This is a genomic window from Geomonas diazotrophica (assembly GCF_018919385.1).
Taxonomy (GTDB): domain Bacteria; phylum Desulfobacterota; class Desulfuromonadia; order Geobacterales; family Geobacteraceae; genus Geomonas; species Geomonas diazotrophica.
The window spans coordinates 131,245-153,802 of sequence record NZ_JAHLMF010000006.1 but is presented as its reverse complement, the minus strand read 5'-3'; the positions used below and the strand labels follow the sequence as shown (position 1 = coordinate 153,802).

Here is a 22,558-nt window from a genome sequence, read left to right as displayed (position 1 = left end):
ATAGGATTGGATGGGGCGGCGGCCGTCGGCGGCGGCGACTGGATCAAGAGCCAAAATTATCGGTTGTTGATTGCAGAGCTGCCGTGCTATGCTCCCGAGCTGTCCGTGAAACCGGTATAGTTCGATACGTTGATAGAAAGCGAGGCGCATATTGAAAGGGCAAAGCTTGATCGATTCCATCGGCTCCACGCCGCTCATCGAGATCGACTCTCTCTGTGACAACCCCGCCGTGAAGATCATGGCGAAACTCGAGGGGAGCAACCCCGGCGGCTCGGTCAAGGACCGCCCGGCCCGCCACATGATCCTGGCGGCCGAGAAAAGCGGCGAGCTGACGGTGGACAAGGTGATCCTTGAGCCGACCTCGGGCAACACCGGGATCGCGCTGGCCATGATCGCCGCGGCCAGGGGCTACCGCATCAAGCTGGTGATGCCGGCCTGCGTCAGCATGGAACGGCGCAGCGTGCTGGAGGCCTACGGCGCCGAGATCGTCCTTTCCCCCGGGTGCGAGGCGACCGACGGTGCCATCAGGCTGGCGCACAAGATCTTCGAGGAGCACCCCGGGAAGTACTACATGCCCAACCAGTACGCGAACCCGAACAACGTCCTCGCCCATTACGAGACGACGGGGCCCGAGATCTGGCGGCAGACCGGCGGCGCCGTCACCCACATGGTGGCCGGCATGGGCACGGGCGGCACGCTCATGGGGTTGTCCCGCTTCTTCCGTGAGACGTCGCCGCAGGTCCGGGTGGTCGGCGTCGAGCCGGTGCTGGGGCACAAGATCCAGGGGCTGAAGAACATGCAGGAGGCCATCGTCCCTCCCATCTACGACCCAAGCGCCTACCACCGAAAGCTCGTGGTGGAGGACGACGACGCCTTCGAGACCGCGAGGCTCCTCGCGGCGCGGCACGGCATATTCTGCGGCATGTCCGGCGGGGCCGCCGTTTTCGGCGCGCTCAAGCTGGCGAAGGAACTGGAGTCCGGCACCATCGTGGTCATCCTCCCCGACCGCGGCGACCGCTACCTGAGCACCAACCTCTTCAAATCGATGTGCGCGCAGTGCCCCCCCTGATACGGGACGTCTGCGCTGCAACCACCGAGCCCCGAGGCTATTGCAGCCGCGGGGCTTTTTTCGTGGTGCCGTCTCGGGGCATGATCGGAAAACGTTAAAGTGACCGTCCGCTTTTGCCGATATTTCACTTTGTTAGCCACGACAAAGTCAGGAGGCGGGGTATGCAAGTTGCGACGACGCAAAGCTCGACGGCTCTTCCACTTGTAGGGCAGCCATTTAAACGCAGCGAGACCGTTGGCGCCGAGACCGTTCCGGGTGCGGCTGCAACGGACCGGGTGGACGTCTCGGACCAGGCGCTGGCAGCATCCAGGGAGGCCGGTGAAAAAACGTCGGCAACCGGGGACGCGACGCTGCAGCTGCTGGGGGACCTCCTAACCCGGATCACCGGCGGCGACGTCCAGCAGTTGAGTTACCAGCAGACCGAACTCTCCGCGGAGCAGGCCTCGCTTTCCTTCAGCGGAACCATCTCGACCAAAGACGGCAAGGAAGTGAGCTACGGTCTGGAACTGCAGTATGATCATTTCTCCGTCGAGCAGCGCTCCGCCACCCTCCAAAGCGGTGCCGAGGGCATCTCCCTCGGCTACCAGGGGAGCACCGCCGAGCTTACCGACAGGAGCTTCGGCTTCACCCTGGCGGCAACCGCAGGGGGCGAGGTGTCGACCGGAAAAGGCGTGTTTCATCTGAACGACGAGGTGAGCCGGATCGCCAAGGAGATGAAACCGGCGGTGAAGGAGTTCCTGGCCGCGACCGGCGCCCATGGGGGGTGGGGCCAGGTCAACCGACTGCTGCGCTCGACCGTCTGACCTGGCCACAAACTGTACAAGACCAAAGCCCCGGACACAGTCACGGGGCTTTTTATTTGATGAACGTGGGGAGCCGCTCCCTGATGAGCAGGTGCTCCCTTTCCCTTTCATGAGTGTTTTGGTACAATGTACTCGTCTCCCGACCGGCTGCCAGCCGCTTCACTGGCCCAGGAAGAGGCGCACAATGAGACCGCTGCACATACTGCTTACCGTCCTGATACTCCTGGGTGCAACCATCCTCCCCTCTTCTGCATCCGAAAAGATACGATCCCTATGCGAAATCCACTATCCCACCGACTACCTCTATGAGTGGGACTGCGTCAAGGTCACCAGCAAGGACTCCCCCTACAAGATCTTCGGCAAGCAGTGGCAGGACGGCCTGCGCTTCAACCGCATGGACCGGCGTCATTTCCTGGCCGGCATGTCCGTCAAGGTTCCCAAGCACATGGAGGACATCAAGGAGTTCAACCCCATGCCTCCCTTCTACCACGATGCGGAGAAGGAGCCGCAGTTGATCCTCATCGACCAGAACGAGATGTTCCTGGGAGCCTACGAGTTCGGCACCCTGGTCTTTTCGGCCCCGGTCGCGGTCGGGGTGGAGGAGTACCGCCTCAGGAACGGCAGCTACCGGGTGGATGCCGTCGATCCGGTGCACGAGTCGAGCCTCTTCCCGGTGGAGGGGACGGATCGCCCCTACCCGATGCATTACGGGCTGCGCTTCCACGTGGACAAGAAGGATGACGGCTGGACCTCCTATTGGATCCACGGCCGCGACCTCCCCGGCTATCCCGCCTCCCACGGCTGCATCGGGCTAACGGACGAGGAAATGCAGCTTGCCTATTACGGGGAGCCTGCCAAGCCCCTGCTCATGGACGCGAAGACGCTCTACCGCTGGGCGGTCGGCTCGCGAGACACCGGCAGGCTGCAGAGGTTGCGCGGACCCGCTGTCATCATCATGGGTGAGCCGCAGGTGCCTCCCGACCAGCTGCAGCCGCTTGCCGAACCGGCGGCTGCGCCTCCTGCCCAGGTTGGGCCGTCGGGTCGGGCGCCGGGACCGTAACGCTTCTGCCGGAAAAATTGCCGTCCCGCTGTCCATTTCCCGTTTCCGGTGTATATTCTCATGGTGCCTAGGTTCCGGGGCGTCGCTCCCTGCAGCAGCAGTCGCCACATCTCTTGATCAGTTGATCTGTCTTTCCAACAATCGATCCAAGTTCGCAGCCAGCAGCCTCGACCCTTCCGGCCGAGCGTGTCGACGCGTCCGCCCTGGACCGAAAACGTCACAGCGAGGGTAAAAATATGATCGTCAAGCGCGGCAGCGTGGTGAGTCATGCAATGGCGCAGCAATGGGGAATCGGCAAGGTGGTCGAGGTGGACGACATCAGGGCCACCATCCGCTTCAGCGACGGCATGGTCCGCAAGATCATCTCCTCGCACTTCAACGACCTCCATCCCGCCGACCCGGCCAGTTACCATCCGCCGGTGAAGGAGCAGAAGGCGCGAGAGAAAGGGCGCACGGGGACGCCGCGGGCCAAGACGCCCCGTGCTGCCAAGGCGCCCTGTGCTGCTAAGGCGCCCCGCGGCAAGAAGGCCGCGGCCGGGGCGACCCCGCAGTAGGGCTCGGAGGCGGCAGCGGGTAGTCGAGCTGCGCAGTGCCGGTTCCCGTCGGTGCAGGGGACGGCGGGTCGTATAATTGTCACTTGCCACGGGGGGAAATGCCGTCATAATTTCTCTCATGAGATCAGCGACCGCAGTTGCCGCGGGAGGAGGAGAGCCATGCAATGCCCGGTATGTAAGAACCATGCGCAGGTCGACACCAACCTACATTCGGAGGGGTTCAAAGAGGGGATCACGGAATGCAGCGTCTGCGGCACGGTCTGGTCCGCAAACCACGGCGTCATCGAGATCGTCAAGGACCCCCAGGCGGAATCGTTTCTCCAGGCCGCGAGCGAGCCCGTCGAGGGGGACGATTACAGCCTCACCCTGGACGGCAAGTCCTGAGTCCCCGTTCCTGCTATTCTCCCAAAGAATCCCCCTCCCCCCGGAGGGGGATTCTCTCTTTCAGCGGCTTTTTCCTCATCCTTTTCGCAACTCCTCTCCTCCCGGTGCCGGTAGCGTTGACACCCCCGTTTGATTTAGCGTAACCTGTGCGAGTTGTCCGGACTCAGGGGGAGAGGCGATGAAAACCTTCAGCATCATCGGTTGCGGCGCAGTGGGTAAGACTGTGGGACGCCTGCTGCGGCAGTCGGGCACCGTGGAACTCAGGGACATCCTGACCCGTTCTGCGGCCAGCGCGCAGGCGGCGGCCGATTTCATCGGGGGGGGGCGCCCGGTCGCCGATTTCGGGGAACTCGAGCGCGCCGACCTGTACCTGGTGGCCAGTCCCGACGACGCCATCGCCGGCTGCGTCCGGGGGCTCTGCCGCACCGAGCTCCTCGACCGGCACACCACGGTGTGTCACCTAAGCGGCGCGCTGGGGAGCGAGGTGCTGGGACCCGCCGCGGCTCTGGGGGCGCAGGTGGCGAGCGTTCATCCGGTGAAAAGCTTCGCCGACCCCGCCGTCTGTGTCGGGGATTTCGCCGGGACCTGGTGCGGTATCGAGGGGGACCGGGAGGCGCAGGAACTCCTGGGAGCGCTTTTTAGCGGCATCGGCGGGAAAATATTCAGCATAGACCCCCGTTTCAAGACCGTTTACCACGCCGGCTCCGTGCTGGTCTGCAACTACCTCACCTCCCTGCTGGAGGCGGGGCTCAGGGCCTACCAGAAGGGGGGGGTCCCCCGCGAGACCGCGCTGCAGGTCATGGAGCCGCTGGTGCGCGGCACCGTCGACAATGTCTTTCGCGTAGGCACCGCCGGGGCCCTGACCGGCCCCATCGCCCGCGGCGACGCGGGAGTCGTGGCCCGGCAACTGGATGCACTGGAGAGCTTCGACGGCGAACTGGCGTCCATCTACCGCGCCCTGGGGAGCGTCGCGCTCGAATTGTCGCGCGAGCGAGGGCAGGCATCGCCCCCCGGGCTGGCGGCGATCGAGGAACTGCTGGCGGCGCGAAGGGCGGGAGCGTCGTAGTCATGTCTTGCTGCCTGAAGCACGAGCCGCGGAAAACCCGGGAACTGCTGGATGCGGTGGTGAACGGGACCTCAGATCTGATCTACGCGAAGGACCTCGAGGGACGTTACCTGCTTATCAACCGCGAGGCGGCCGAGTGGTACGGCAAACCGGCCGAGGAGATCCTGAGGCTGGACGACAGCGACCTCTTCCCGGATGAAGTGGTGCAGGTCCTGCGCGAAAACGACCACCGGGTGATGGCCTCGGCCGCCAGTTCGACCCTGCAGGAACGGGTCGTCGACCGGCTGGGGCGCCCCTGCGTCTTCCTCTCCACCAAGGGACCCCTCTTCGACGCCAACGGCCGTGTGAGCGGCATCTTCAGCATCTCCCGGGACATTACCGAGCTGGTGCAGGCCCAGGAACTGCTGCTCGCCAACCAGGAGCAGCTAAGTGCGCTGGCCATCGAGCTGTCGTTGGCGCAGGAAAAGGAGCGCCGCCGCATCGCCGCGGACCTGCACGACGAAATCGGGCAGAACCTGGCCCTGGCCAAGTTGAAGCTCAGCGACTGCCGGCAGGATTTCAAGCTTCCCGCCGCCGCGACCCGGACGGTCAGGGAACTGGAGCTTCTGCTCGAGCGGACCATCCAGGAAGTCCGCACCCTCACCTTCCAGATCAGCCCTCCGCTGCTGTACGAGGTGGGGTTGGAGGCGGCGCTGGACTGGCTTGCGGAACAGTTCCAGGCAAAGCACAAGTTGCAGGTGACGGTCGAGAGCGACCTCCGCTCCCCGCTGCACGAGGAGCTGGGGGCGGCCCTCTACCACGTGGCGCGCGAACTCCTGGTGAACGTGGTCAAGCACGCCCGGGCCGGGAAGGTCTCCATAACCCTCAGCGAAACGTCGCAGCGGCTCGAACTCAAGGTTTCCGACGACGGCAGAGGCTTTCCCACCCAGGCCGACGAAGGTGGGGTGAGGTCCGGGTTCGGCCTCTTCAACATCAGGCAAAGGGTGCAGCATCTCGGCGGCCAATTGGAGTTCTCTTCAGGCCCCGGCGGCACCGAGGTCACGGTCCGCGTCCCCCTGTCCGACGCCGACCATTAACAACGCAGGGAGTTCGCGATGATACGCGTGATGATAGTGGACGACCACAGCATAGTCCGGGAGGGGATACGGATCCTGCTGGAGAAATTTCCGGACATCATGGTGGTAGCAGACGCCGACAACGGCCGGTCCGCCCTGGAGATTGCCGGGGAGGCCTCGCCCGAAGTCGTGCTGATGGATACCAGCATGCCGGGCATGAACGGGATCGAGGCGACCCGGCGGCTCGGCGTGGAATGCCCGTCGGCGCGGGTACTGATCCTCTCCATGCACAAGGACAAGCGCTTCGTCGCCCAGGCCTTCCGGGCGGGGGCGCGCGGCTACCTGCTCAAGGACTGCACCTCCGCCGAGCTGGTGCACGCGGTGCGGGCGGTGGCGGCGGGCGAGATCTACGTCTGCTCCGGCATCATCGGCGTGGTCATCGACGACTACATAAAGAGGATCCCCGATTCCTTCGGACAGAGCGATGCGGCGCTGACCCCGCGGGAAAGGGAGGTACTGCAGCTGATCGCCGAGGGGAACAACGCCAAGAACATCGCCTTCCTGCTTAAAATCAACGTGAAGACCGTCGACACCCACCGTCAGCAGATCATGAAGAAGCTGAAGCTGTACTCCATCGCCGAACTGACCAAGTTCGCCATACGGGAAGGGGTCACCAGCCTGGAGAATTGACAAGGTCAGGAAAATTTCCGCTTCACCTCATATAAACCCTGATATCGAGACCGGTTTCTATTTGTTAGAGTTGCCTTTCATTTGCGATCTTAAACCACCTCGCGAAAGCAACTACCGGGACCGATGCGGACTACAAAAATCCTCCTTGCCGACGACCATACGCTGATCCGAGAATGCCTGATCGCGATGCTTGAGAAATCCCCCGAACTCGAAGTCGTGGCCCAGGCCGCGAGCGGGATGGAGGCCGTGCGGCTCACCTACGATCTGCAACCGGACATCGTCCTCATGGACCTCATGATGCCCGACGGCAACGGCATCGAAGCGAGCCGCTGCATCCTCAGCGCCTTTCCCGAAATGAAGGTGCTGATCCTCTCCATGTACGGCGATGCCCGCTCGGTGCGGCAGGCCCTGGACGCAGGGGCGCGCGGGTTCCTGGTCAAAAGCAGCCCGTCCGACGAGATCATCGAAGCCATCCGCATCGTTTCTGACAACGGTTTCTACCTGATCCCACGTGCAGGGGGTCCTGGAACACGAACTTGCATCGGCAGCCGGGAGGTTGCCGCTCACCTCGCGCGAGGAGGAGGTGCTGGTGCTGATGGCCCAGGGGAGGAACTCCCGGGAGATCGCCGTCCTGCTCCAGATCAGTCCCAAGACGGTGGAAACCCACCGCATGCACCTCATGAAAAAACTGAACCTCACCAGCATCGCCGGCCTCACCAAGTACGCCATCAGGGAAGGACTGCTGCCGCTCGATTGATCGCCGGCCGCACGCCTGCCTGTCCTGCCTCACCCCTCTTCTGATGTTCTTCACATGCTCCCTCGTCTTTACGTGTCCGCGCCGCCGCCCGCGACTCGTCGCCTCTTCCGCGACTAGGCCAAAATGCCGCCCGAACCTGGCCTTTTTCTGATTCACGGCGTGCCTTTTCTGTCGATGAAGCATGGGACGGTCGGCGAGGATCCCACACGCAGCGGGTGACTCGCAAAGCGACAACCACACCCAGAGGACGGAGCGAACATGAAATGGTTCACCAATCTGAAAGTCGGCACTAAGCTTGTTGCGGCGTTTGTAGCGGTATCGGTCATAACCGCCGTGGTAGGCATCATCGGCATCCGCAACATGGGGACCATCAACGAGAAGGCAGATGAGATGTACCTGAGGGAACTGATGGGGGTCTCCTACATCAAGGAGGCCAACATCAACCTGATCTACGTCTCGCGGGCCGAAAAGAACTTTCTCCTTGCCACCAATCAGCAGGAGCGGGAGAAGTACGTCACCAACATAAACAAATACAAGGCCGGCTATAAGGAGTGGCTGGACAAAGCGAGGCCGCTGTTTTATTCGGAGAAGGGGAAGCAGATCCTGAAAAAGCTGGAGACGGCGAACGACGAGTGGTTTGCCCTGCAGCAGAAGGTGATCGAGCTTGGGATGCGTGACAAACTCAACGACAGTTCGCCCGCGGTGGCTCTTTCCTTCGGAGAGGCGCACATAAAGCAGAATGCGGTAGACGACACACTGACGGAGTTGGCCCGGCTGAAGGAGGAAAACGCAAAGGATGCGTCCGTGGAAACCACCAGGATCTACAAGGCGAGTCTCACCCTGATGGCGGCTCTGGTGGCGGGAGGCGTCCTGATAGGCCTGGCACTGGGAATAATCATCTCGCGCATGATCAGCGTACCGCTCAGGCGCGGCGTGGAGTTTGCGGCCGCCGTGGCGGAGGGGGATCTTACCCAGACAGTGGCGTCGACCAGAAGGACGAGGTCGGGCAACTGGCGGCGGCCCTGAATATCATGGTGGCGCGCCTGAAGGGAATCGTCGCGGAGGTGAAGAGCGCCTCGGACAACGTGGCGGCGGGGAGCCAGCAACTCTCCTCCGGGGCAGAGGAGATGTCGCAGGGGGCCACCGAGCAGGCGGCCTCCGCCGAGGAAGCCTCTTCTTCCATGGAGCAGATGTCGTCCAACATCCGGCAGAACGCGGACAACGCGATGCAGACCGAAAAGATCGCGGTGAAGTCTGCCCAGGATGCCCGGGAAGGGGGACAGGCCGTCCAGGAGACGGTAGGCGCCATGAAGGAGATCGCCGGCAAGATCGGCATCATCGAGGAGATCGCACGCCAGACCAACCTCCTCGCCCTGAACGCGGCCATCGAGGCGGCCAGGGCGGGGGAGCACGGCAAGGGGTTCGCCGTTGTCGCATCCGAGGTGCGAAAGCTTGCCGAGCGCTCCCAGAAGGCGGCCGCGGAGATCAGCGAGCTTTCGGCGAGCAGCGTGGATGTCGCGGTCAAGGCGGGGGACCTGCTCGTGAAGATGGTTCCGGACATCCAGAAGACCGCCGAACTGGTACAGGAGATCAGCGCTGCCAGCAAGGAGCAGGATACCGGGGCGGATCAGATCAACAAGGCGATCCAGCAGCTGGACCAGGTGATCCAGGCCAACGCGGGTGCGTCGGAAGAGATGGCCTCGACCGCCGAAGAGCTGTCCAGCCAGGCCGAGCAGCTCCAGACCGCTGTTTCCTTCTTCAAGATCGGCGACGAGCGCACGAGAAAGGCGGCTTCTGTGTCCAAGGCGGCGCCCACCGCCCAGCCCGGCGCGGCGCACGGCAAGCAGTTCACCCGTTCCAAAACCGCAACACCCGGCGGTACAAATGCAGCGGTGAAGAAGGTCGTGGGACACGACCTCGACCTGAGCGACAAGAGCGTGAGCGACGCCGATTTCGAGCAGTACTAGCCTTCACTTGATCGGCGTCCTGAGGGACGCCTGCGGTGCCATGCCATCAAGCGCCGTCCTCCGGGACGGCGCTTTTTTTTACGTTTCCCCTCCCCCCGGGAGAGGGTGCCCGAAGGGCGGCCGAGGCAGATGGCAGAAGCGACAGCGGTGCCGATGGCGGTGCCGATGGCGGCGCCCTCACCCCCAGCCCCTCTCTCGGAGGGAGAGGGGGGGCATGGCGTTCGGTGGGAGGGGGGAGAGACGGAAAAAAGAAAAGCCTGGAGTACGCGCAAAAAAAAGGGCAGCCGCTCGATGCGGCTGCCCCCCTTTGTTATTCTCTGCTTTTCACCCCGCTAGGCCGCGGCCCCTTCCAGCTCCTGGACCATTTCCAGTTCGCCGCCGGTAAAGACCTTGTCGATGTCCAGGATGATGATGAACTGCTCGTTGTGCTTGCCCATCCCCTTGATGAAGTCGGTGTTCAGCTTGGTGCCGATGCGCGGCGGCGGCTCGATCTGGTCCGGCTCCAGGTCCATGACCTCCTGGACCGCGTCGGCCATGGCCCCCATGACCACCTTCTCGCCCTCCAGCTCCACCTCGACGATGATGACGCAGGTGTTGACCGTCTGCTCCGCCATCGCCATGCCGAACTTCAGACGCAGGTCCACCACCGGGACCACGCTGCCGCGCAGGTTTATGACACCGCGCATGTAGTCCGGTGTCTGAGGCACCTTGGTGATGGACGTGAAATCCAGCACTTCCCGTACCTTGCCGATGTCCAGGGCGAAAAGCTCGTCCTCCAGCTTGAAGGTCAGGTACTGGGTGGTTTCCGTGATTGTCTCGACCGCCATGTTTGCTCTCCTCTCTCAGTGTTGACTATCGGTGCGCCCCGCTATGAGTAACGACGAAATAAGGGGTTGGCTCGAACCGGGCCCGCGGCCGTGCAGCCGGAACCCATTGACTATATCGACACTTTCTCATGCAGGTTGAGCCAAAAAAAACGTGCTTAGTAACTTATAATCTGTCCGGGACTTCCATGACCGGGGGGAGAGGGGAGAGGGGAGAGGGGAGGAGGTGGCGCAGCGGTCCCAGGCAGGATGCCGCTGCGCCGGCGGGAATCGGTTGCTAAAAGCTCTCGAAGGCCTCGTCGCTCAGGTCCAGTTCGACGGCATGGCCCGCCGCACGGGTGAGCGGACGAGCCTGCGCGGCCACCTTCTTAGCCGGCTTGGGTGCCGCCTTGCGCGGGGCGGTCGCCGTCGAGGCGGAGTGGGCCACCCTGAAGAAGCTGATGGTGTGCTGCAGCTGTTCGGACTGCGAGGCGAGCTCTTCCGCGGTGGCGGACATCTCCTCGGCTGCAGAGGCGTTCTGCTGGATCACCTGGTCCAGTTGCTGGATCGCCTTGTTGATCTGCTCAGCTCCGGTGTCCTGTTCCCTGCTCGCCGCGGTAATTTCCTGTACCAGCCCGGCCGTTCTCTGGATGTCCGGGAGCATGGTCGACAGCATGGCGCCGGCGGTTTCGGCCACTTCCACGCTGGAGGAGGAGAGCTCCGAGATCTCGGCTGCCGCCTTCTGGGAGCGCTCGGCAAGCTTTCTCACCTCGGAGGCGACCACGGCGAACCCCTTGCCGTGCTCGCCGGCGCGTGCCGCCTCGATGGCAGCGTTCAGGGCCAGCAGGTTGGTCTGGCGCGCGATTTCCTCGATGATCGAGATTTTGCCGGCGATCTCCTTCATCGCGGTCACCGTCTGAGCCACCGCCTTGCCCCCCTCCTGCGCGTCCGTCGCTGATTTTACCGCTATCTTCTCGGTCTGCAGGGCGTTGTCCGCGTTCTGCCTGATGTTGGAGGACATCTCTTCCATGGAGGAGGAGGCTTCCTCCGCGGCGGCGGCCTGCTCGGTGGCGCCCTGGGACATCTGCTCGGCGCTGGAGGACATCTGCTGGCTGCCGGCCGCCACGTTGTCCGCCGCGTTCTTGACGTCGTTGACCACCTCGGACAGCTTGCCGACCATGTTGGCCAGCGAGCGCATCAGCTCGTCTTCGGCGGAACGTTCGGTGATGGTCACGGTGAGGTTGCCGCCGGCCACCTCCCTGGAGGCGGCGGTGATGGTTTCGGTGGCCCGGATCAGCACGTTCAGGTTGTTCTTGATCTCGTTGAAGTCACCCTTGTACTCTTCGGTGATCTCGGGGGGCATGTTCCCCTTGGAGATGCGCTCCACATATTCGGCCGCCACGTTGAGCGGGCCGATCACCGCGTCGAGGGTGCCGTTCACCCCTTCCACTACCTCGCGATAGGCGCCCTGGTGCCGGGAGACGTCCGCGCGGCTGGCCAGTTTCCCTTCCATGGCGGCAGATGAGAGAGCCATGGTGTCCGCCACCAGCCCCTTGATGCTCGCCACCATGGTCTGCATGGCCCGAAGAAGCTGCCCCGTCTCGTCCTTTCCCGTCTCGGGGATGCTGACGGAGAGGTCCCCCCGCGCCAGCTTTTCGGCAATGTCGACCCCGGTGCCGAGCGCGCGGCTGATCATGCGGGAGACCAGGACCGCCAGGAAGGCCCCGATCAGGACCGCGGCCACCAGGGCGGCGATGATCATCCAGCGGGAACTTGCATAGGTCCGGGTGGCGCGGTGCGCCGCCTCCTCGGCCCCCTTGTCGTTCATGGCCACACCCTTCTCGATGGAAACCACCGCCTCGTTGAAGCTCTTGGCGCCGTCACCCTGCAAAAGCGCCAGGGCCTGCTGCTTCTTGTTCTGGCGGGAAAACTCGATGACCTTCTGGTGGTCTGCCAGGTACTGGCCCCACTCGGCGGTGAACTCCTGCAGGCTCCTTTTCTCCTCCGGGGTATCGGTCACCTTCTCGTACTGGGCCGTCACCTTCCTGATGCCGGCGATCTCCTCTTCCAGGGTCTTCTCGCATTTTTTCATCTCTTCCTGCGTGGTGGCCAGGACGTGCTGGAATTCGGTGTTGCGCACGTCCCCCATCCCTATGCGCATGTCGTCCAGGGCGTTTACGCCTGGCAGCCACTGTGTGGTGACCTCGACGGTGTCCTGGTTCAGGCGTGCCAGCTGCCAGATGGAGAAGAGTCCCAGTGTCGTGGCGAGCAGCAGTACCGACGCTACGACCGCCAGGATCTTCCCGCCGATCTTCATGTCATTGAACCATTTCATGTCTCACTCCTCTTCTTGGTTGGTGTCAGGGCCGCTGCCGCGGCCGGTCGTGCTGCCGGGGTTACGCGTTCACCGCAGCCGCATCCTCCATCTCCTGGACCGCATCCAGGTCGTGGCTGCTGAAGATCCGGTCGATGTCCAGGATGATGATGAACTGTTCGTTGTGCTTTCCCATCCCCTTGATGAAGTCGACGTTCAGGTTGGTGCCGATGCGCGGGGGAGGCTCGATCTGCTCCGGCTCGAGGTCGAGCACCTCCTGGACCGCGTCGGCCATGGCTCCCATGATCAGCGTTTCCCCTTCCAGTTCAATCTCGGTGATGATGACGCAGGTGTTTACGGTCTGCTCGGTGCCGTTCATGCCGAACTTCAGGCGCAGGTCGAGCACCGGCACCACGCTGCCGCGCAGGTTGATCACCCCCCGCATGAAGTCAGGCGTCCCGGGCACCTTGGTGACCGAGGTGAAATCCAGCACCTCCCGGACCTTGCCGATATCGAGCGCGAACAGTTCCTGGTCGAGGTTGAAGGTCAGGTACTGAATTGTCTCAGTGATGGTCTCAACTGCCATGGGACGTCCTCCTGTTTCTGTTAAGATACTGGTGTGACCCTAGCTGTTGGGGAGGTCAATGTCAGAGGCGGGGTGGGATCGGTTGAACTATCTGTATATATCGGCCTCATTGCGGGCGGATTAAGAAAAATTTTCGATGAGCCGTAGGAAAGTTGGATCTGCTGTGTTCTAAAAGTCCTAGACTTCGTCTCTCGTTCGATGCATTATGTGCCCCTTTGTGTGAGATATGATTGAACTTATTGACCTGCGGCTATGAATGGGGGTACAGGAAATACAGGAGGATGACATGGATGACACGATGAGAAGAAAGGACCGGCAACTTTCGGCGCGGGCCGCCAACGAGATCCTGGCACAGGGGAGCATCTGCCAGCTGGCAATGGCGGCGCAGGGGGAGCCCTACCTGGTGACGCTGAACTACGGTTACCGGGACTCCGCCCTGTATTTCCACTGCGCGAAGGCGGGGCGCAAGCTGGAAATTCTGGAGCAGAACAACCGGGTCTGCTTCACGGTAGTCGAGCACGGCGCAGTCCTGCCCGCGGACAAGGCCTGCGATTTCACCATGAAGTACCGCAGCGTGGTCGGGTACGGCACCGCGCGGGTGATCGACGGCTACCGGGAAAAATGCGAGGCGCTGGGTATAATCATGGCTCAGTACGCCCCCGGTGACAGTTTCGAGTTCCCGGAGGCGACCCTGGCCGCAACCACGGTTTTCGTCGTGGACATCTCGTCCATGGCTGCCAAGAGCAACCACTGACCGCAAAACGAGGTCCTCATGAACATCCTGGCCATCGATCCCGGATCCACGTCGACCAAGGTAGGGGTGCAACGCGCGGGGAAACTCGTCAAGGCGACCATCGAACACCCCCGCCTCGAGATCGAGAGTTTCCACGCCGTGATGGAGCAGTTGGACTACCGGATGGAACACCTGGTCCGCTACCTGCGTGAAACCGGTGCCGAGCAGCTGCGTTGGGACGCGGTGGTCGGGCGCGGCGGCCTGGTCCGCCCGGTGCCGAGCGGGGTCTACCTGGTGGAGGAGCCGCTGCTTGGGGACCTGATGCGGGGGGTGAACGGCGAGCACGCGGCGAACCTAGGCGGGGTCATGGCCCACGCGGTGGCGGCGCGCCAGGGGGCACCGGCCTTCGTGGTGGACCCGCCGGTCATCGACGAGATGTGGCCGGTAGCCCGCATCTCCGGCATGGCGGGGATCGAGCGGCGCAGCATGTTCCACGCCCTGAACCAGAAGGCGGCGGCGCGCGAGGTGGCGCGGGAGTTGGGGAAGCCGTACCAGGAGCTGAACCTGATCGTGGCGCATATGGGGGGCGGCATCACGGTGGGAGCGCACCGCAAGGGGCTGGTGGTGGACGTGAACAACGGCCTCAACGGGGACGGCCCTTTCTCCCCCGAGCGGACCGGCGGCCTCCCGGTGATCGGGGTGTTGCAGCTCGTGGAGCAGGGGGCCTTCACCACGGAGCAGCTGAAGAGCATCGTGGCGCGCAAGGGGGGCGTCTTCTCCTACCTCGGGACGGTGGACCTGCGCGAGGCGGAGGAAAACGCCCAAAAGGGGGACCGGTGGGCGGCCCTGGTGCTGGAGGCCATGGTCTACCAGGTCGCCAAGGAGATCGGCGCCCTGGCCGCCGCCCTTTCCGGGGAGGTGGACGGCATCGTCTTGACCGGTGGGCTCGCCTTCAGCGACGCCGTGGTGTCGGGAGTGCGGCGGCGGGTGGCCTTCATCGCGCCGCTATTCGTGCTGCCGGGGGAGTTCGAGATAGAGGCGCTGATCGGGGGGGCGTCAAGGGTCCTCTCCGGCGCCGAAGAGGCGCGGCGTTACCCGGGAGGAACCGATGAAGATCGGACCTAATCTGAGGGCCGTGGTCGCGGCCAAGGGCGTGCCGATGGACGAGGTGCGCGAGGCGCTTGGGTGGGACCGGGAGACCCTGGACCGGGTGCTCGCCGACCGGCTCTCCCCCGGCATCTCGGAGCTCTTGAGGCTCGCCACCTTCCTGGGGGTCGGCATCTCCCGGCTTTTGGGGGGCGACCAGGAGTCGGGGCGGCGCGCGGTGAAGACCGGCAAGGACGAGCGGGTCGGGGTGGACCGGCGCAACGCCCTGCACTACGAGAGTCTGGCGCAGGCCTTCGCCGGCCGGCACCTGGAGCCTTTCGTGGTGGACCTGTACCGCGCCCCGGAAACGGAGCCGGATCTGAGCCGCCACCCCGGCGAGGAGTTCCTGTTCGTCCTCTCCGGCGAGCTCGAGGTCAACGTGGACGGCGAACCCTTCCACCTCGAGGAGGGGGACTCACTGTACTTCGACTCCCTGCTGCCGCACGTGCTGGTCTCCCTCAGCGAACACACCCGGCTGATGGCGGTGCTCTACCGGGGCGAGTCCATGCTGCAGCTCACCAAGGGGCACGGCATGAAGAGCCTCATCGAGGCGGCGAGGCTCGCCCCGCGCCAGAACGTGGTCCTGGTCTGCCCCGACCCCTGTTCCCTCAAGGCGGTGAACAAGGGGATCGAGGAGGGGATCCTGGAGACCGCCTTCCTGGTGGGGGATCCGGTCCAGGTGCGCGCATCCTGCGCCGACCTCATGATCTTCGAGAAGCAGTACCGTTTCGTCACCGTCCCCGCCGGAGCAGACCACGAGCGGGAGGCGGCGCTGGCCGGCGTGGAGCTTGTGGCTGGCCGGCAGGGGGACCTCCTCATGAAGGGGGGGATCAACACCGCAGTCCTGATGAAGGCGGTCCTCGCCAAGAAGACCGGGATCGGCACCGGCAGGAGGCTCTCCAACGTCAGCATCTTCGAGCTTCCGGGCGTGGAGCGGCTCATCTTCCTGACCGACCCCGCCATCAACCCCGAACTCTTCGCGCACCAGGAGGCCGCCTCGGCCATCGACATCATCGAAAACGCCATCCACGTGGCGCGCGCCCTGGGGGTCGAGCGTCCCAAGGTGGCGCTTTTGGAGGCGAACGAGGTCCCTTCCGCCAACATCCCCACCACGCTCCTGGAACAGGAGCTTTCCCGGCGCCAATGGCCGCAGGCCGACGTCTACGGTCCGCTCTCCTACGACCTCGCCCTCTACCCGGAGTCGGTGCGCAAGAAGGGTCTTACCGGGAACCCCGTGGCCGGCCAGGCCGACATCATCGTGGTGCCGCACATCTCGGGGGGGAACTTCCTCTACAAGAGCTGGGTCTTCACCATGGGGGCCGAGGTTGCCAACGTGGTGTTGGGCGCCCGCGCCCCCATCATCCTTACCTCCAGAAGCGACAGCGACCTCACCAAGTTCCTCACCATCTGCGCCAGTTCCCTCTACGGCCACTACCTGCGCCGGGAAGGGTGAAAAGGGGGAGATTCCCTTTGCCGTTTGCTTTCCCCACGGCGGCCGGGTATGCTAATGAACGTTTGATCACTCCGACGCGAGGAAAGCATGCCCAGCATCCCGCTCATCATCGGCCACCGTGGCGCCTCCCGTGACGCTCCCGAAAACACCCTTGCCTCGTTCAGGCTCGCCTTCGCGCAGGGGGCGGACGGCATCGAGGCCGATTTCCGGCTCACCCGTGACGGCCGCATCGTCTGCCTGCACGACGCCGGCGCCTCCCGCACCGCCGGCAGCGACCTCGAGGTGGCCGAGGCGACCCTGGCCGATCTGCAGCGTCTCGACGCCGGGAGCTGGAAGGGGGGGGAGTGGCGTGACGAGCGCATCCCGACCCTGGCACAGGTGCTCGAGACGCTCCCCGCCGGCAAGAGGCTCTTCATCGAGCTCAAGTGCGGGGCCGAGATCCTCCCCCCCCTGGCCGCAGACCTCGCCCGCGCCGGGGTCCCGGCGGAACGGATCCGCTTCCTCGCCTTCGACCACCTGCTGGTGGCCGCGCTCAAGAAGCGCCTTCCCGACCATCGCGCCTGCTGGCTCTGCGACTACCGCTGGCGCGGCGGCTGGCATCCCTCGGCCGGAGAGGTACTCTCCCGGCTGGACGAGATCGGCGCCGACGGCCTGGCCAGCAGGGACCGCGCCATACTCGACGCCTCGCTGGTGGGGGGGGTGCGGGAACGCGGGCTGGAAATCCACGTCTGGACCGTCGACTCCGCACGGGACGCCAAAAGGCTCTGCGACCTCGGCGTCGACTCCATCATGACCAACCGCCCGGGATGGCTGCGCCGTGCCCTGGAGCTGCCGCAGGAGAGAGCATGAACCGCAAGGCATACCTCGCCACCGGCCGCATGATCGCGATGCTCCAGGGGTTCTCCAAGCTGCGGGTTAACGTCCACGGCAAGGAGCACATCCCCGAAGGTCCCGTCGTCTTCGTGGTGAACCACTTCACCCGCATCGAGACGGTGCTGCTTCCCTACCACATCTACCGCCTGACCAAAATCCCGGTCTGGTCCCTGGCCGACGCCTCGCTGTTCGCGGGTCCGCTGGGGCGCTTTCTTGACCTGATGGGGGCGGTCTCCACCAAGAACCCGGACCGCGACCGGGTCATCGTCAAGACCCTGCTCACCGGCGAGGCGAGCTGGATCATCTTCCCGGAGGGGAGGATGGTGAAGGACAAGGAGCTGTTCAAAAAGCACCTGCTCCTTCCTCCCAGCGGGGTGCGTCCCCGTTCCGGCGCCGCCACGCTCGCGCTGCGCACCGAGTTCTACCGGCAGAGGATGCTGAGGCTGCAGGGGGTGGCGCCGGAGGAGGTGGCGAGGCTCCAGGGGATGTTCCAGATCCCCGACCTCGGGCCGCTCAAGAAGGTAAAGTGCCACATCGTCCCGGTGAACATCACCTACTACCCGCTGCGTGCACGGGAGAACGCGCTCAGCAGGCTCACCGAGCTCTTCCTTGGGGAGGCCCCCCTGCACCTGAAAGAGGAGATCCTCACCGAGGGGAGCATGCTCCTCTCCGGCGTGGACATCGACATCCGCTTCGGCAGCCCCATCGACCCTTCCGCCTATCTCACGAGCCGGGGCGTCGAGGCCGACATCGTCTCCACGGCAAGCTACGGCTTCGACGATAACCTCCCCTCGCTGAGCGAGATGAAGCACGCGGCCAACCGCCTCATGCAGCGCTACATGAGCAGCATCTACAGCCTCACCACGGTGAACCACGACCATCTCTTCGCCTCTCTTCTGAGGGCCTATCCCTTCAAGGCGATCGACGAGGACGACTTCAGGCGCAGGGTCTTCCTGCTGACCAAGCTCTGCCTGAGGGACACCGCCTGCAGGCTGCACCAAAGCCTCAGTACCGACCAGGTGTCGCTGTTGACCGACGACCGCTACCATAAGTACCGCGAGTTCCGCGAACTGGCGCTGGAGAAGGGGGTGGTGGTGCAAAAGGACGGCGAACTGGTGAAGGACCGGGCCAAGTTCTCCGCTCCCTTCGAGATGCAGCGCGCCAGGATCGACAACCCCATCGGCGTCATCGCCAACGAGGTGCTCCCGCTCACCCCGCTGCAGCGCGAGGTGCACCTCATGGCGTGGCTGCCGGTCTGGCTGGTGCGCAAGAAGGTGGCGCAGATCCTTGAAACCCAGGCGCTGGAGGAATTCGACGCCGACTACCGCACATACTTCCGCGAGGGGGAGAGCAAGGAGAGCGAGGTGGGGATGCCCGTGCTCCTGAAGGGGACCTCGCGCCGCCTGGGAGTGGTGCTGGTGCACGGCCTTCTCTCGGTACCGGCGCAGATGCTGGAGCTCGCCCGCTACCTGCAGGGGAAGGGGCTCTGGGTCTACCTGGTGCGCCTGAAAGGGCACGGCACCTCCCCGGAGGACCTCGCCCTCAGAAACGGCAACGACTGGGTGGCATCGGTGGATCTCGGCTACGCCCTGATGAAGGCCCTCTGCGACCGGGTCGTCGTCGGCGGCTTCTCCTTCGGAGGGGGAGTGGCGCTGGACTGCGCCAGCCGGGTGGGGGACGCGGCGGGAGTCTTCGCCGTCTGCCCGCCGCAGCGGCTTTTGGACATCTCCTCCCGCTTCGCGCCGGCGGTCACCGTCTGGAACCGGGTCATGGACGTCTTCAGCTACCAGTGGGCCAAGAAGGAGTTCGTGGAGAGCGTCCCGGAACGCCCGGAGCTGAACTACACCAGGATCCCGGTCAGCGCGCTGCGTGCCATGGAGCGTTTCATGAGCGAGCTGGAGCCGAAGCTGGCCGGGATCCGGACGCCGGTCCTGGTGCTGCAGTCCGAGGGGGACCCGGTGGTCGACCCGCGCGGCTCGCAGCGGCTCTTCGAGATGCTGGGGAGCGAGCACAAGAGCTACCGGAGGTTCCCGCTCAAGCGCCACGGCATCCTGGCCGGCGCGGGCTCCGAGGAGGTGCACGCCGCGGTGGGCGCTTTCCTCGACGCCATGCCGGGGGCTCGGGGCGTCGGGGAGGGACCGCAGCAGGGGTAGCGGGCTTTTCAGATCTGTCGGGATCTGCTACAAGGGTGGTATGGGAAACGACAACTGGCAGGGGATATTGCAGAAGAGGCACTGGGTCTTCGACCTGGACGGCACCCTCACCGTGGCCATCCACGACTTCGTTCACATAAGGAGCGTGCTGGGGGTCCCCCAGGGGAGCGACATCCTGGGGCACCTGGACGAGCTACCCGAGGCGGAGGGGATACGGGCGCGGGCGCTTTTGCAGTCGATCGAGGAAGAGCTGGCGGGAAGGACGGAACCGGCCGAGGGGGCGCTGGAGCTTTTGCAGCTGTTGCACGAGCGCGGCACCCGGATCGGGGTCCTCACCCGAAACACCAGGGAAAACGCACTGGCCACCCTGTCGCGCATCGGGCTCACTCCCTTCATCGGGGCAGGGGACGTGCTGGGGCGGGACGAAGCGCGGGCCAAGCCCGACCCGGACGGCATCCACAAACTGGCGTGCCGCTGGGGAGTCTCCCCGGCGGCACTGGTAATGGTCGGTGATTACGCCTTCGACCTGCAGACCGGTCGCGCGGCCGGCGCCGGCACCGTTCATGTCGATCCTGCCCGCGCCTTCCGCTGGCCCGAGCTCACCGACCTCGCGGTCGGGAGCCTGGCCGAGCTGGCGCAGGCGCTTCAGGCCAGCGTCTCCAGCTCATGGTCGGCTATCTGCACGATCTCGTCGTAGATGGCCAGCATGACGTGCATGTCGCACCACTTCCTGGTCATGGCGTGGATCAGGTAGCCTCCGTTCACCAGGGTCCCGGAAAGGAGCGCGATGCCCAGCATTCTCTGTTCCTCGACCGACAACAGGAAGCAGGCGTAGACCGCGATGTTCACCATGGAGAAGAGCCACGCCACCTCGGGACCCTTGAACGGGTTGAGCATGACCTTGGTGAGGTCCATGTAGTAGCGGGTAAGCCCCCGCACCCTGCGCATGCAGTCGATGATCCCTTCGCTTTGCTCCTTCAGGTACAGGCTGGCCAGGAAATGGGTGCTCGCCTTTTCTTTGCCCTTCGCCATCCGTTCCTTCACGTACATGTCGATCGCTTCGTCCACTGTCTCTTTGCTCATGGCTGCCACCTTTGGATGCCTGTTCCTGCATCCGGTCGGATCTCTATGTGAGGGGCGTTCATTCGCCCTTCGGATCAAGTAGGGGGAAAGGGCTCTGGCATCGGCGGAGGTCGAGCCTTGCATAAGGAAAACTATGGTGCAAAAGAGCCTAGGTGTCAACAGCTCTCCCCTTGCGTATCTGTCCCATTTATCGGCGCAACTTTGCTTTAGTTGACAACTTTCTGCTCCTGCCGTACTCTCGGAGCCTGTCTTGAAGGGAATCGCGGCGCAACTGCCTGAAACTTCGATCTGGAGGGGTATGGGGAACAAACATCAGCACGGGAAAGGCCTGGCCGAGCAGGGGCTCATCGTCTCCCATTTCGGGGTTGCTGTAGAGGTGCTCTTTGAGACGGGCGAGCGGCGCATGGTGAAGGTGAAGCGCAACTCGGGGCACGTGGTCGGCGACGGGGTCACGGTGGTCGGCGAGGTGCTGCACAGGCTCCCCAGGAGGACCGAGTTGAGCCGGCGTGACGCCCGCGGGGGCATCCACCTGGTCGCCGCCAACCTCGACGTGCTCGGCGTGGTTCTCGCTCCCGGCACCCCCTCCGGATTCCTGGACCGCGCCATCGTCGCAGCCCGCACCGCCGGGTTGGCCCCCTTCGTCGTCCTCAACAAGTGCGACCTTCCCGAGGCCTTAGAGCTTGGCAGGGTGATCGGCTCGGTCTACGACGGCATCCTTCCCTTGTTCCCCTTGAGCGCCGTCACCGGAGCCGGCATCGAGCCGCTGCGGGACTTTCTGCGCCAGGGGCACCGGGGCGCCTTCGTCGGCACCACCGGGGTGGGGAAGAGCTCCCTGATGAACGCGCTCTGCCCCGAGCTCAACCTGAAGGTCGGGGCGCTCTCCGACTACAACTGGACCGGCAGGCACACCACCACCGTTTCGTCCCTGCACGCCCTTCCCGGCGGCGGAGAACTGGTGGATACCCCGGGTTTTAGGGACTTCGGCCTCGTGGACATCACCGTGCAGGAGCTTGCCGCCTGGTTTCCCGGCTTCGAGTCGCTGCAGGACCACCGTTGCCGGTTCAACGACTGCCGCCATCGGCAGGAGCCGGGATGCGCGGTGCGCGACGAGGTCACCTCGGGGGGGATCAGCGAGGAACGCTACCAGACCTACCTGGTGCTCCTGGGCGAGGTCGAGGCGCTGGAAGAGGAGGCGCTGCGGCGCAACTGGAAGAAATAGAGAGTAAAGAGGAGATACATGGCCGTACCCTGGAAAGTATTGCAAAGCGTGAGCACCGGCGACGGGATCTTGGAACTGAGACAGCGCGGCGAGCGGGATTTCCTGATCACCGTGAACGGACTGGTGCTGATGAACAGCTCTCTGCACCGGTCGGAGGTGGCGCTGGGGGAGGTGGCCTGCGGCCATCTGAAGCACGAGGCGGCGCCCCGGGTGCTGGTGGGGGGACTGGGGATGGCGATCACCCTGCGGGCGGTGCTGGACCAGTTGCCGGAGAAGGCGAGCGTGCTGGTGGCGGAACTGAACCCGGTGGTCCTGCAGTGGTGCCGAGGACCGTTGGCGCCGCTCACCGCCGGGGCGGCCGACGATCCCCGGGTCGAAGTGGAGATCGCCAACGTGGCCGACGTGATCAGGCGAAGCGCCATGCAGAAAAGCAGCTTCGACGCCATCGTGCTCGATCTCTACACCGGGCCCCATGCCAAGACGGACAAGATAGCGGACCCGCTCTACGGCGAGATCGCCATCGAGATGAGCAAGGGGGCCCTAAAGCCTGGCGGCGTGTTCGCCGTCTGGGGTGAAAACTACGACCAGGGCTTCGACAAGCGCCTGCGCCAGGCCGGTTTCTCGGTCACCTGCGACCGTCCCGGCCGCGGCGGACTGCGGCACGTCGTCTACCTGGCCCGCCTGGCGGCCCGTCCTGAATCTCGTCCGGAAGGGCGCCCGAAACGGCCGTCCCGCCGGTGACAGGTACCTCCAGCTAACAATTCCAACCGCCCCCGACTCTCCCGCGCCC

21 protein-coding genes and 2 pseudogenes are annotated in these 22,558 nt (G+C 64.4%); 19 read left to right on the top strand and 4 right to left on the bottom strand.

The genetic code is table 11. From position 1 onward, the window contains the following. The first annotated feature begins 151 nt into the window (after positions 1 to 151). From KOM00_RS08075 to KOM00_RS21000, 11 genes and pseudogenes are all read left to right on the top strand, one after another. Positions 152 to 1,069, top strand: coding sequence for a PLP-dependent cysteine synthase family protein (locus KOM00_RS08075; RefSeq protein WP_216498408.1), 918 nt, complete (start codon positions 152 to 154; stop codon positions 1,067 to 1,069). A 161-nt stretch (positions 1,070 to 1,230) separates the two neighbouring features. Then, positions 1,231 to 1,872 (top strand): hypothetical protein, encoded by a 642-nt coding sequence (locus tag KOM00_RS08070; protein WP_216498407.1) that lies wholly within the window; start codon positions 1,231 to 1,233, stop codon positions 1,870 to 1,872. A gap of 184 nt (positions 1,873 to 2,056) precedes the next feature. Continuing rightward, entirely contained in the window at positions 2,057 to 2,932 is an 876-nt protein-coding gene (locus tag KOM00_RS08065; protein ID WP_216498406.1) for a L,D-transpeptidase, read from the top strand. Positions 2,933 to 3,168: 236 nt separating this feature from the next. Beyond that, a complete protein-coding gene (locus KOM00_RS08060) occupies positions 3,169 to 3,486 on the top strand; it encodes a DUF3553 domain-containing protein (RefSeq protein WP_216498405.1) in 318 nt (105 codons plus the stop codon). Between the two features lie 159 nt (positions 3,487 to 3,645). Next, entirely contained in the window at positions 3,646 to 3,870 is a 225-nt protein-coding gene (locus tag KOM00_RS08055) for a hypothetical protein (RefSeq protein WP_216498404.1), read from the top strand. A 178-nt stretch (positions 3,871 to 4,048) separates the two neighbouring features. Beyond that, entirely contained in the window at positions 4,049 to 4,936 is an 888-nt protein-coding gene (locus tag KOM00_RS08050) for a Rossmann-like and DUF2520 domain-containing protein (RefSeq protein ID WP_216498403.1), read from the top strand. 2 nt (positions 4,937 to 4,938) lie between these two features. Then, complete coding sequence (locus KOM00_RS08045; protein WP_216498402.1) at positions 4,939 to 6,012, top strand: PAS domain-containing sensor histidine kinase; 1,074 nt, start codon at positions 4,939 to 4,941, stop codon at positions 6,010 to 6,012. An 18-nt stretch (positions 6,013 to 6,030) separates the two neighbouring features. Next, a complete protein-coding gene (locus KOM00_RS08040; RefSeq protein WP_216498401.1) occupies positions 6,031 to 6,681 on the top strand; it encodes a response regulator transcription factor in 651 nt (216 codons plus the stop codon). A gap of 123 nt (positions 6,682 to 6,804) precedes the next feature. After that, a pseudogene (locus tag KOM00_RS21005) lies at positions 6,805 to 7,098 on the top strand (response regulator); the annotation flags it as partial. Positions 7,099 to 7,192: 94 nt separating this feature from the next. Next, positions 7,193 to 7,438, top strand: a complete 246-nt coding sequence (locus tag KOM00_RS08030) for a response regulator transcription factor (RefSeq protein WP_216498400.1) — start codon at positions 7,193 to 7,195, stop codon at positions 7,436 to 7,438. 258 nt (positions 7,439 to 7,696) lie between these two features. Next, positions 7,697 to 9,405: pseudogene (locus KOM00_RS21000) on the top strand (methyl-accepting chemotaxis protein). A 332-nt stretch (positions 9,406 to 9,737) separates the two neighbouring features. Here KOM00_RS21000 and KOM00_RS08020 read toward each other — a convergent pair. The 3 genes from KOM00_RS08020 to KOM00_RS08010 form a co-directional block, all read right to left on the bottom strand. Then, the gene (locus tag KOM00_RS08020; protein ID WP_216498399.1) at positions 9,738 to 10,232 is read right to left on the bottom strand and encodes a chemotaxis protein CheW; all 495 of its coding nucleotides are present in this window, start codon (positions 10,230 to 10,232) and stop codon (positions 9,738 to 9,740) included. A 274-nt stretch (positions 10,233 to 10,506) separates the two neighbouring features. Then, positions 10,507 to 12,543, bottom strand: coding sequence for a HAMP domain-containing methyl-accepting chemotaxis protein (locus KOM00_RS08015; protein WP_216498398.1), 2,037 nt, complete (start codon positions 12,541 to 12,543; stop codon positions 10,507 to 10,509). 61 nt (positions 12,544 to 12,604) lie between these two features. After that, positions 12,605 to 13,108, bottom strand: coding sequence for a chemotaxis protein CheW (locus KOM00_RS08010; RefSeq protein ID WP_216498397.1), 504 nt, complete (start codon positions 13,106 to 13,108; stop codon positions 12,605 to 12,607). A gap of 286 nt (positions 13,109 to 13,394) precedes the next feature. Between KOM00_RS08010 and KOM00_RS08005 the strand changes: the two genes are divergently transcribed. The 6 genes from KOM00_RS08005 to KOM00_RS07980 all read left to right on the top strand — a co-directional run bounded on the left by KOM00_RS08005 (position 13,395) and on the right by KOM00_RS07980 (position 20,163). Further along, positions 13,395 to 13,862, top strand: coding sequence for a pyridoxamine 5'-phosphate oxidase family protein (locus tag KOM00_RS08005; RefSeq protein ID WP_216498396.1), 468 nt, complete (start codon positions 13,395 to 13,397; stop codon positions 13,860 to 13,862). A gap of 18 nt (positions 13,863 to 13,880) precedes the next feature. Then, complete coding sequence (gene buk, locus KOM00_RS08000) at positions 13,881 to 14,966, top strand: butyrate kinase (protein WP_216498395.1); 1,086 nt, start codon at positions 13,881 to 13,883, stop codon at positions 14,964 to 14,966. Beyond that, positions 14,950 to 16,440 carry a phosphate acyltransferase gene (locus KOM00_RS07995; protein ID WP_216498394.1) on the top strand — a complete coding sequence of 497 codons (1,491 nt, stop codon included), beginning with the start codon at positions 14,950 to 14,952 and terminating at the stop codon, positions 16,438 to 16,440. The genes buk and KOM00_RS07995 overlap by 17 nt, the downstream gene beginning before the upstream one ends. An 87-nt stretch (positions 16,441 to 16,527) precedes the next feature. Continuing rightward, entirely contained in the window at positions 16,528 to 17,289 is a 762-nt protein-coding gene (locus tag KOM00_RS07990; RefSeq protein WP_216498393.1) for a glycerophosphodiester phosphodiesterase, read from the top strand. After that, on the top strand, positions 17,286 to 19,466 hold the full coding sequence (locus KOM00_RS07985) for an alpha/beta fold hydrolase (protein WP_216498392.1): 2,181 nt from the start codon (positions 17,286 to 17,288) through the stop codon (positions 19,464 to 19,466). The genes KOM00_RS07990 and KOM00_RS07985 overlap by 4 nt, the downstream gene beginning before the upstream one ends. Before the next feature lie 40 nt (positions 19,467 to 19,506). Further along, positions 19,507 to 20,163 carry an HAD family hydrolase gene (locus tag KOM00_RS07980; RefSeq protein WP_216498391.1) on the top strand — a complete coding sequence of 219 codons (657 nt, stop codon included), beginning with the start codon at positions 19,507 to 19,509 and terminating at the stop codon, positions 20,161 to 20,163. Here KOM00_RS07980 and KOM00_RS07975 read toward each other — a convergent pair. Next, positions 20,112 to 20,549, bottom strand: coding sequence for a GSU0071 family protein (locus KOM00_RS07975; RefSeq protein WP_216498390.1), 438 nt, complete (start codon positions 20,547 to 20,549; stop codon positions 20,112 to 20,114). The two genes, KOM00_RS07980 and KOM00_RS07975, sit on opposite strands and share 52 nt — an antisense overlap. A 298-nt stretch (positions 20,550 to 20,847) precedes the next feature. Between KOM00_RS07975 and rsgA the strand changes: the two genes are divergently transcribed. Next, a complete protein-coding gene (gene rsgA, locus KOM00_RS07970) occupies positions 20,848 to 21,768 on the top strand; it encodes a ribosome small subunit-dependent GTPase A (protein WP_216498389.1) in 921 nt (306 codons plus the stop codon). Between the two features lie 18 nt (positions 21,769 to 21,786). Further along, on the top strand, positions 21,787 to 22,509 hold the full coding sequence (locus tag KOM00_RS07965; RefSeq protein WP_216498388.1) for a spermidine synthase: 723 nt from the start codon (positions 21,787 to 21,789) through the stop codon (positions 22,507 to 22,509). Positions 22,510 to 22,558 lie beyond the last annotated feature (49 nt).

Excerpts from the sequence above, each read along its gene's own strand:
- KOM00_RS07965 (WP_216498388.1), top strand. The coding sequence starts at position 21,787 with ATGGCCGTACCCTGGAAAGTATTGCAAAGCGTGAGCACCGGCGACGGG.
- KOM00_RS08010 (WP_216498397.1), bottom strand. The coding sequence starts at position 13,108 with ATGGCAGTTGAGACCATCACTGAGACAATTCAGTACCTGACCTTCAAC.
- KOM00_RS08065 (WP_216498406.1), top strand. The coding sequence starts at position 2,057 with ATGAGACCGCTGCACATACTGCTTACCGTCCTGATACTCCTGGGTGCA.
- KOM00_RS08070 (WP_216498407.1), top strand. The coding sequence starts at position 1,231 with ATGCAAGTTGCGACGACGCAAAGCTCGACGGCTCTTCCACTTGTAGGG.
- KOM00_RS07990 (WP_216498393.1), top strand. The coding sequence starts at position 16,528 with ATGCCCAGCATCCCGCTCATCATCGGCCACCGTGGCGCCTCCCGTGAC.
- buk (WP_216498395.1), top strand. The coding sequence starts at position 13,881 with ATGAACATCCTGGCCATCGATCCCGGATCCACGTCGACCAAGGTAGGG.
- KOM00_RS08060 (WP_216498405.1), top strand. The coding sequence starts at position 3,169 with ATGATCGTCAAGCGCGGCAGCGTGGTGAGTCATGCAATGGCGCAGCAA.
- KOM00_RS08045 (WP_216498402.1), top strand. The coding sequence starts at position 4,939 with ATGTCTTGCTGCCTGAAGCACGAGCCGCGGAAAACCCGGGAACTGCTG.
- KOM00_RS08005 (WP_216498396.1), top strand. The coding sequence starts at position 13,395 with ATGGATGACACGATGAGAAGAAAGGACCGGCAACTTTCGGCGCGGGCC.
- KOM00_RS07985 (WP_216498392.1), top strand. The coding sequence starts at position 17,286 with ATGAACCGCAAGGCATACCTCGCCACCGGCCGCATGATCGCGATGCTC.
- KOM00_RS08055 (WP_216498404.1), top strand. The coding sequence starts at position 3,646 with ATGCAATGCCCGGTATGTAAGAACCATGCGCAGGTCGACACCAACCTA.
- KOM00_RS08020 (WP_216498399.1), bottom strand. The coding sequence starts at position 10,232 with ATGGCGGTCGAGACAATCACGGAAACCACCCAGTACCTGACCTTCAAG.
- KOM00_RS08040 (WP_216498401.1), top strand. The coding sequence starts at position 6,031 with ATGATACGCGTGATGATAGTGGACGACCACAGCATAGTCCGGGAGGGG.
- KOM00_RS08050 (WP_216498403.1), top strand. The coding sequence starts at position 4,049 with ATGAAAACCTTCAGCATCATCGGTTGCGGCGCAGTGGGTAAGACTGTG.
- KOM00_RS07995 (WP_216498394.1), top strand. The coding sequence starts at position 14,950 with ATGAAGATCGGACCTAATCTGAGGGCCGTGGTCGCGGCCAAGGGCGTG.
- KOM00_RS07975 (WP_216498390.1), bottom strand. The coding sequence starts at position 20,549 with ATGAGCAAAGAGACAGTGGACGAAGCGATCGACATGTACGTGAAGGAA.
- KOM00_RS08015 (WP_216498398.1), bottom strand. The coding sequence starts at position 12,543 with ATGAAATGGTTCAATGACATGAAGATCGGCGGGAAGATCCTGGCGGTC.
- KOM00_RS07980 (WP_216498391.1), top strand. The coding sequence starts at position 19,507 with ATGGGAAACGACAACTGGCAGGGGATATTGCAGAAGAGGCACTGGGTC.
- rsgA (WP_216498389.1), top strand. The coding sequence starts at position 20,848 with ATGGGGAACAAACATCAGCACGGGAAAGGCCTGGCCGAGCAGGGGCTC.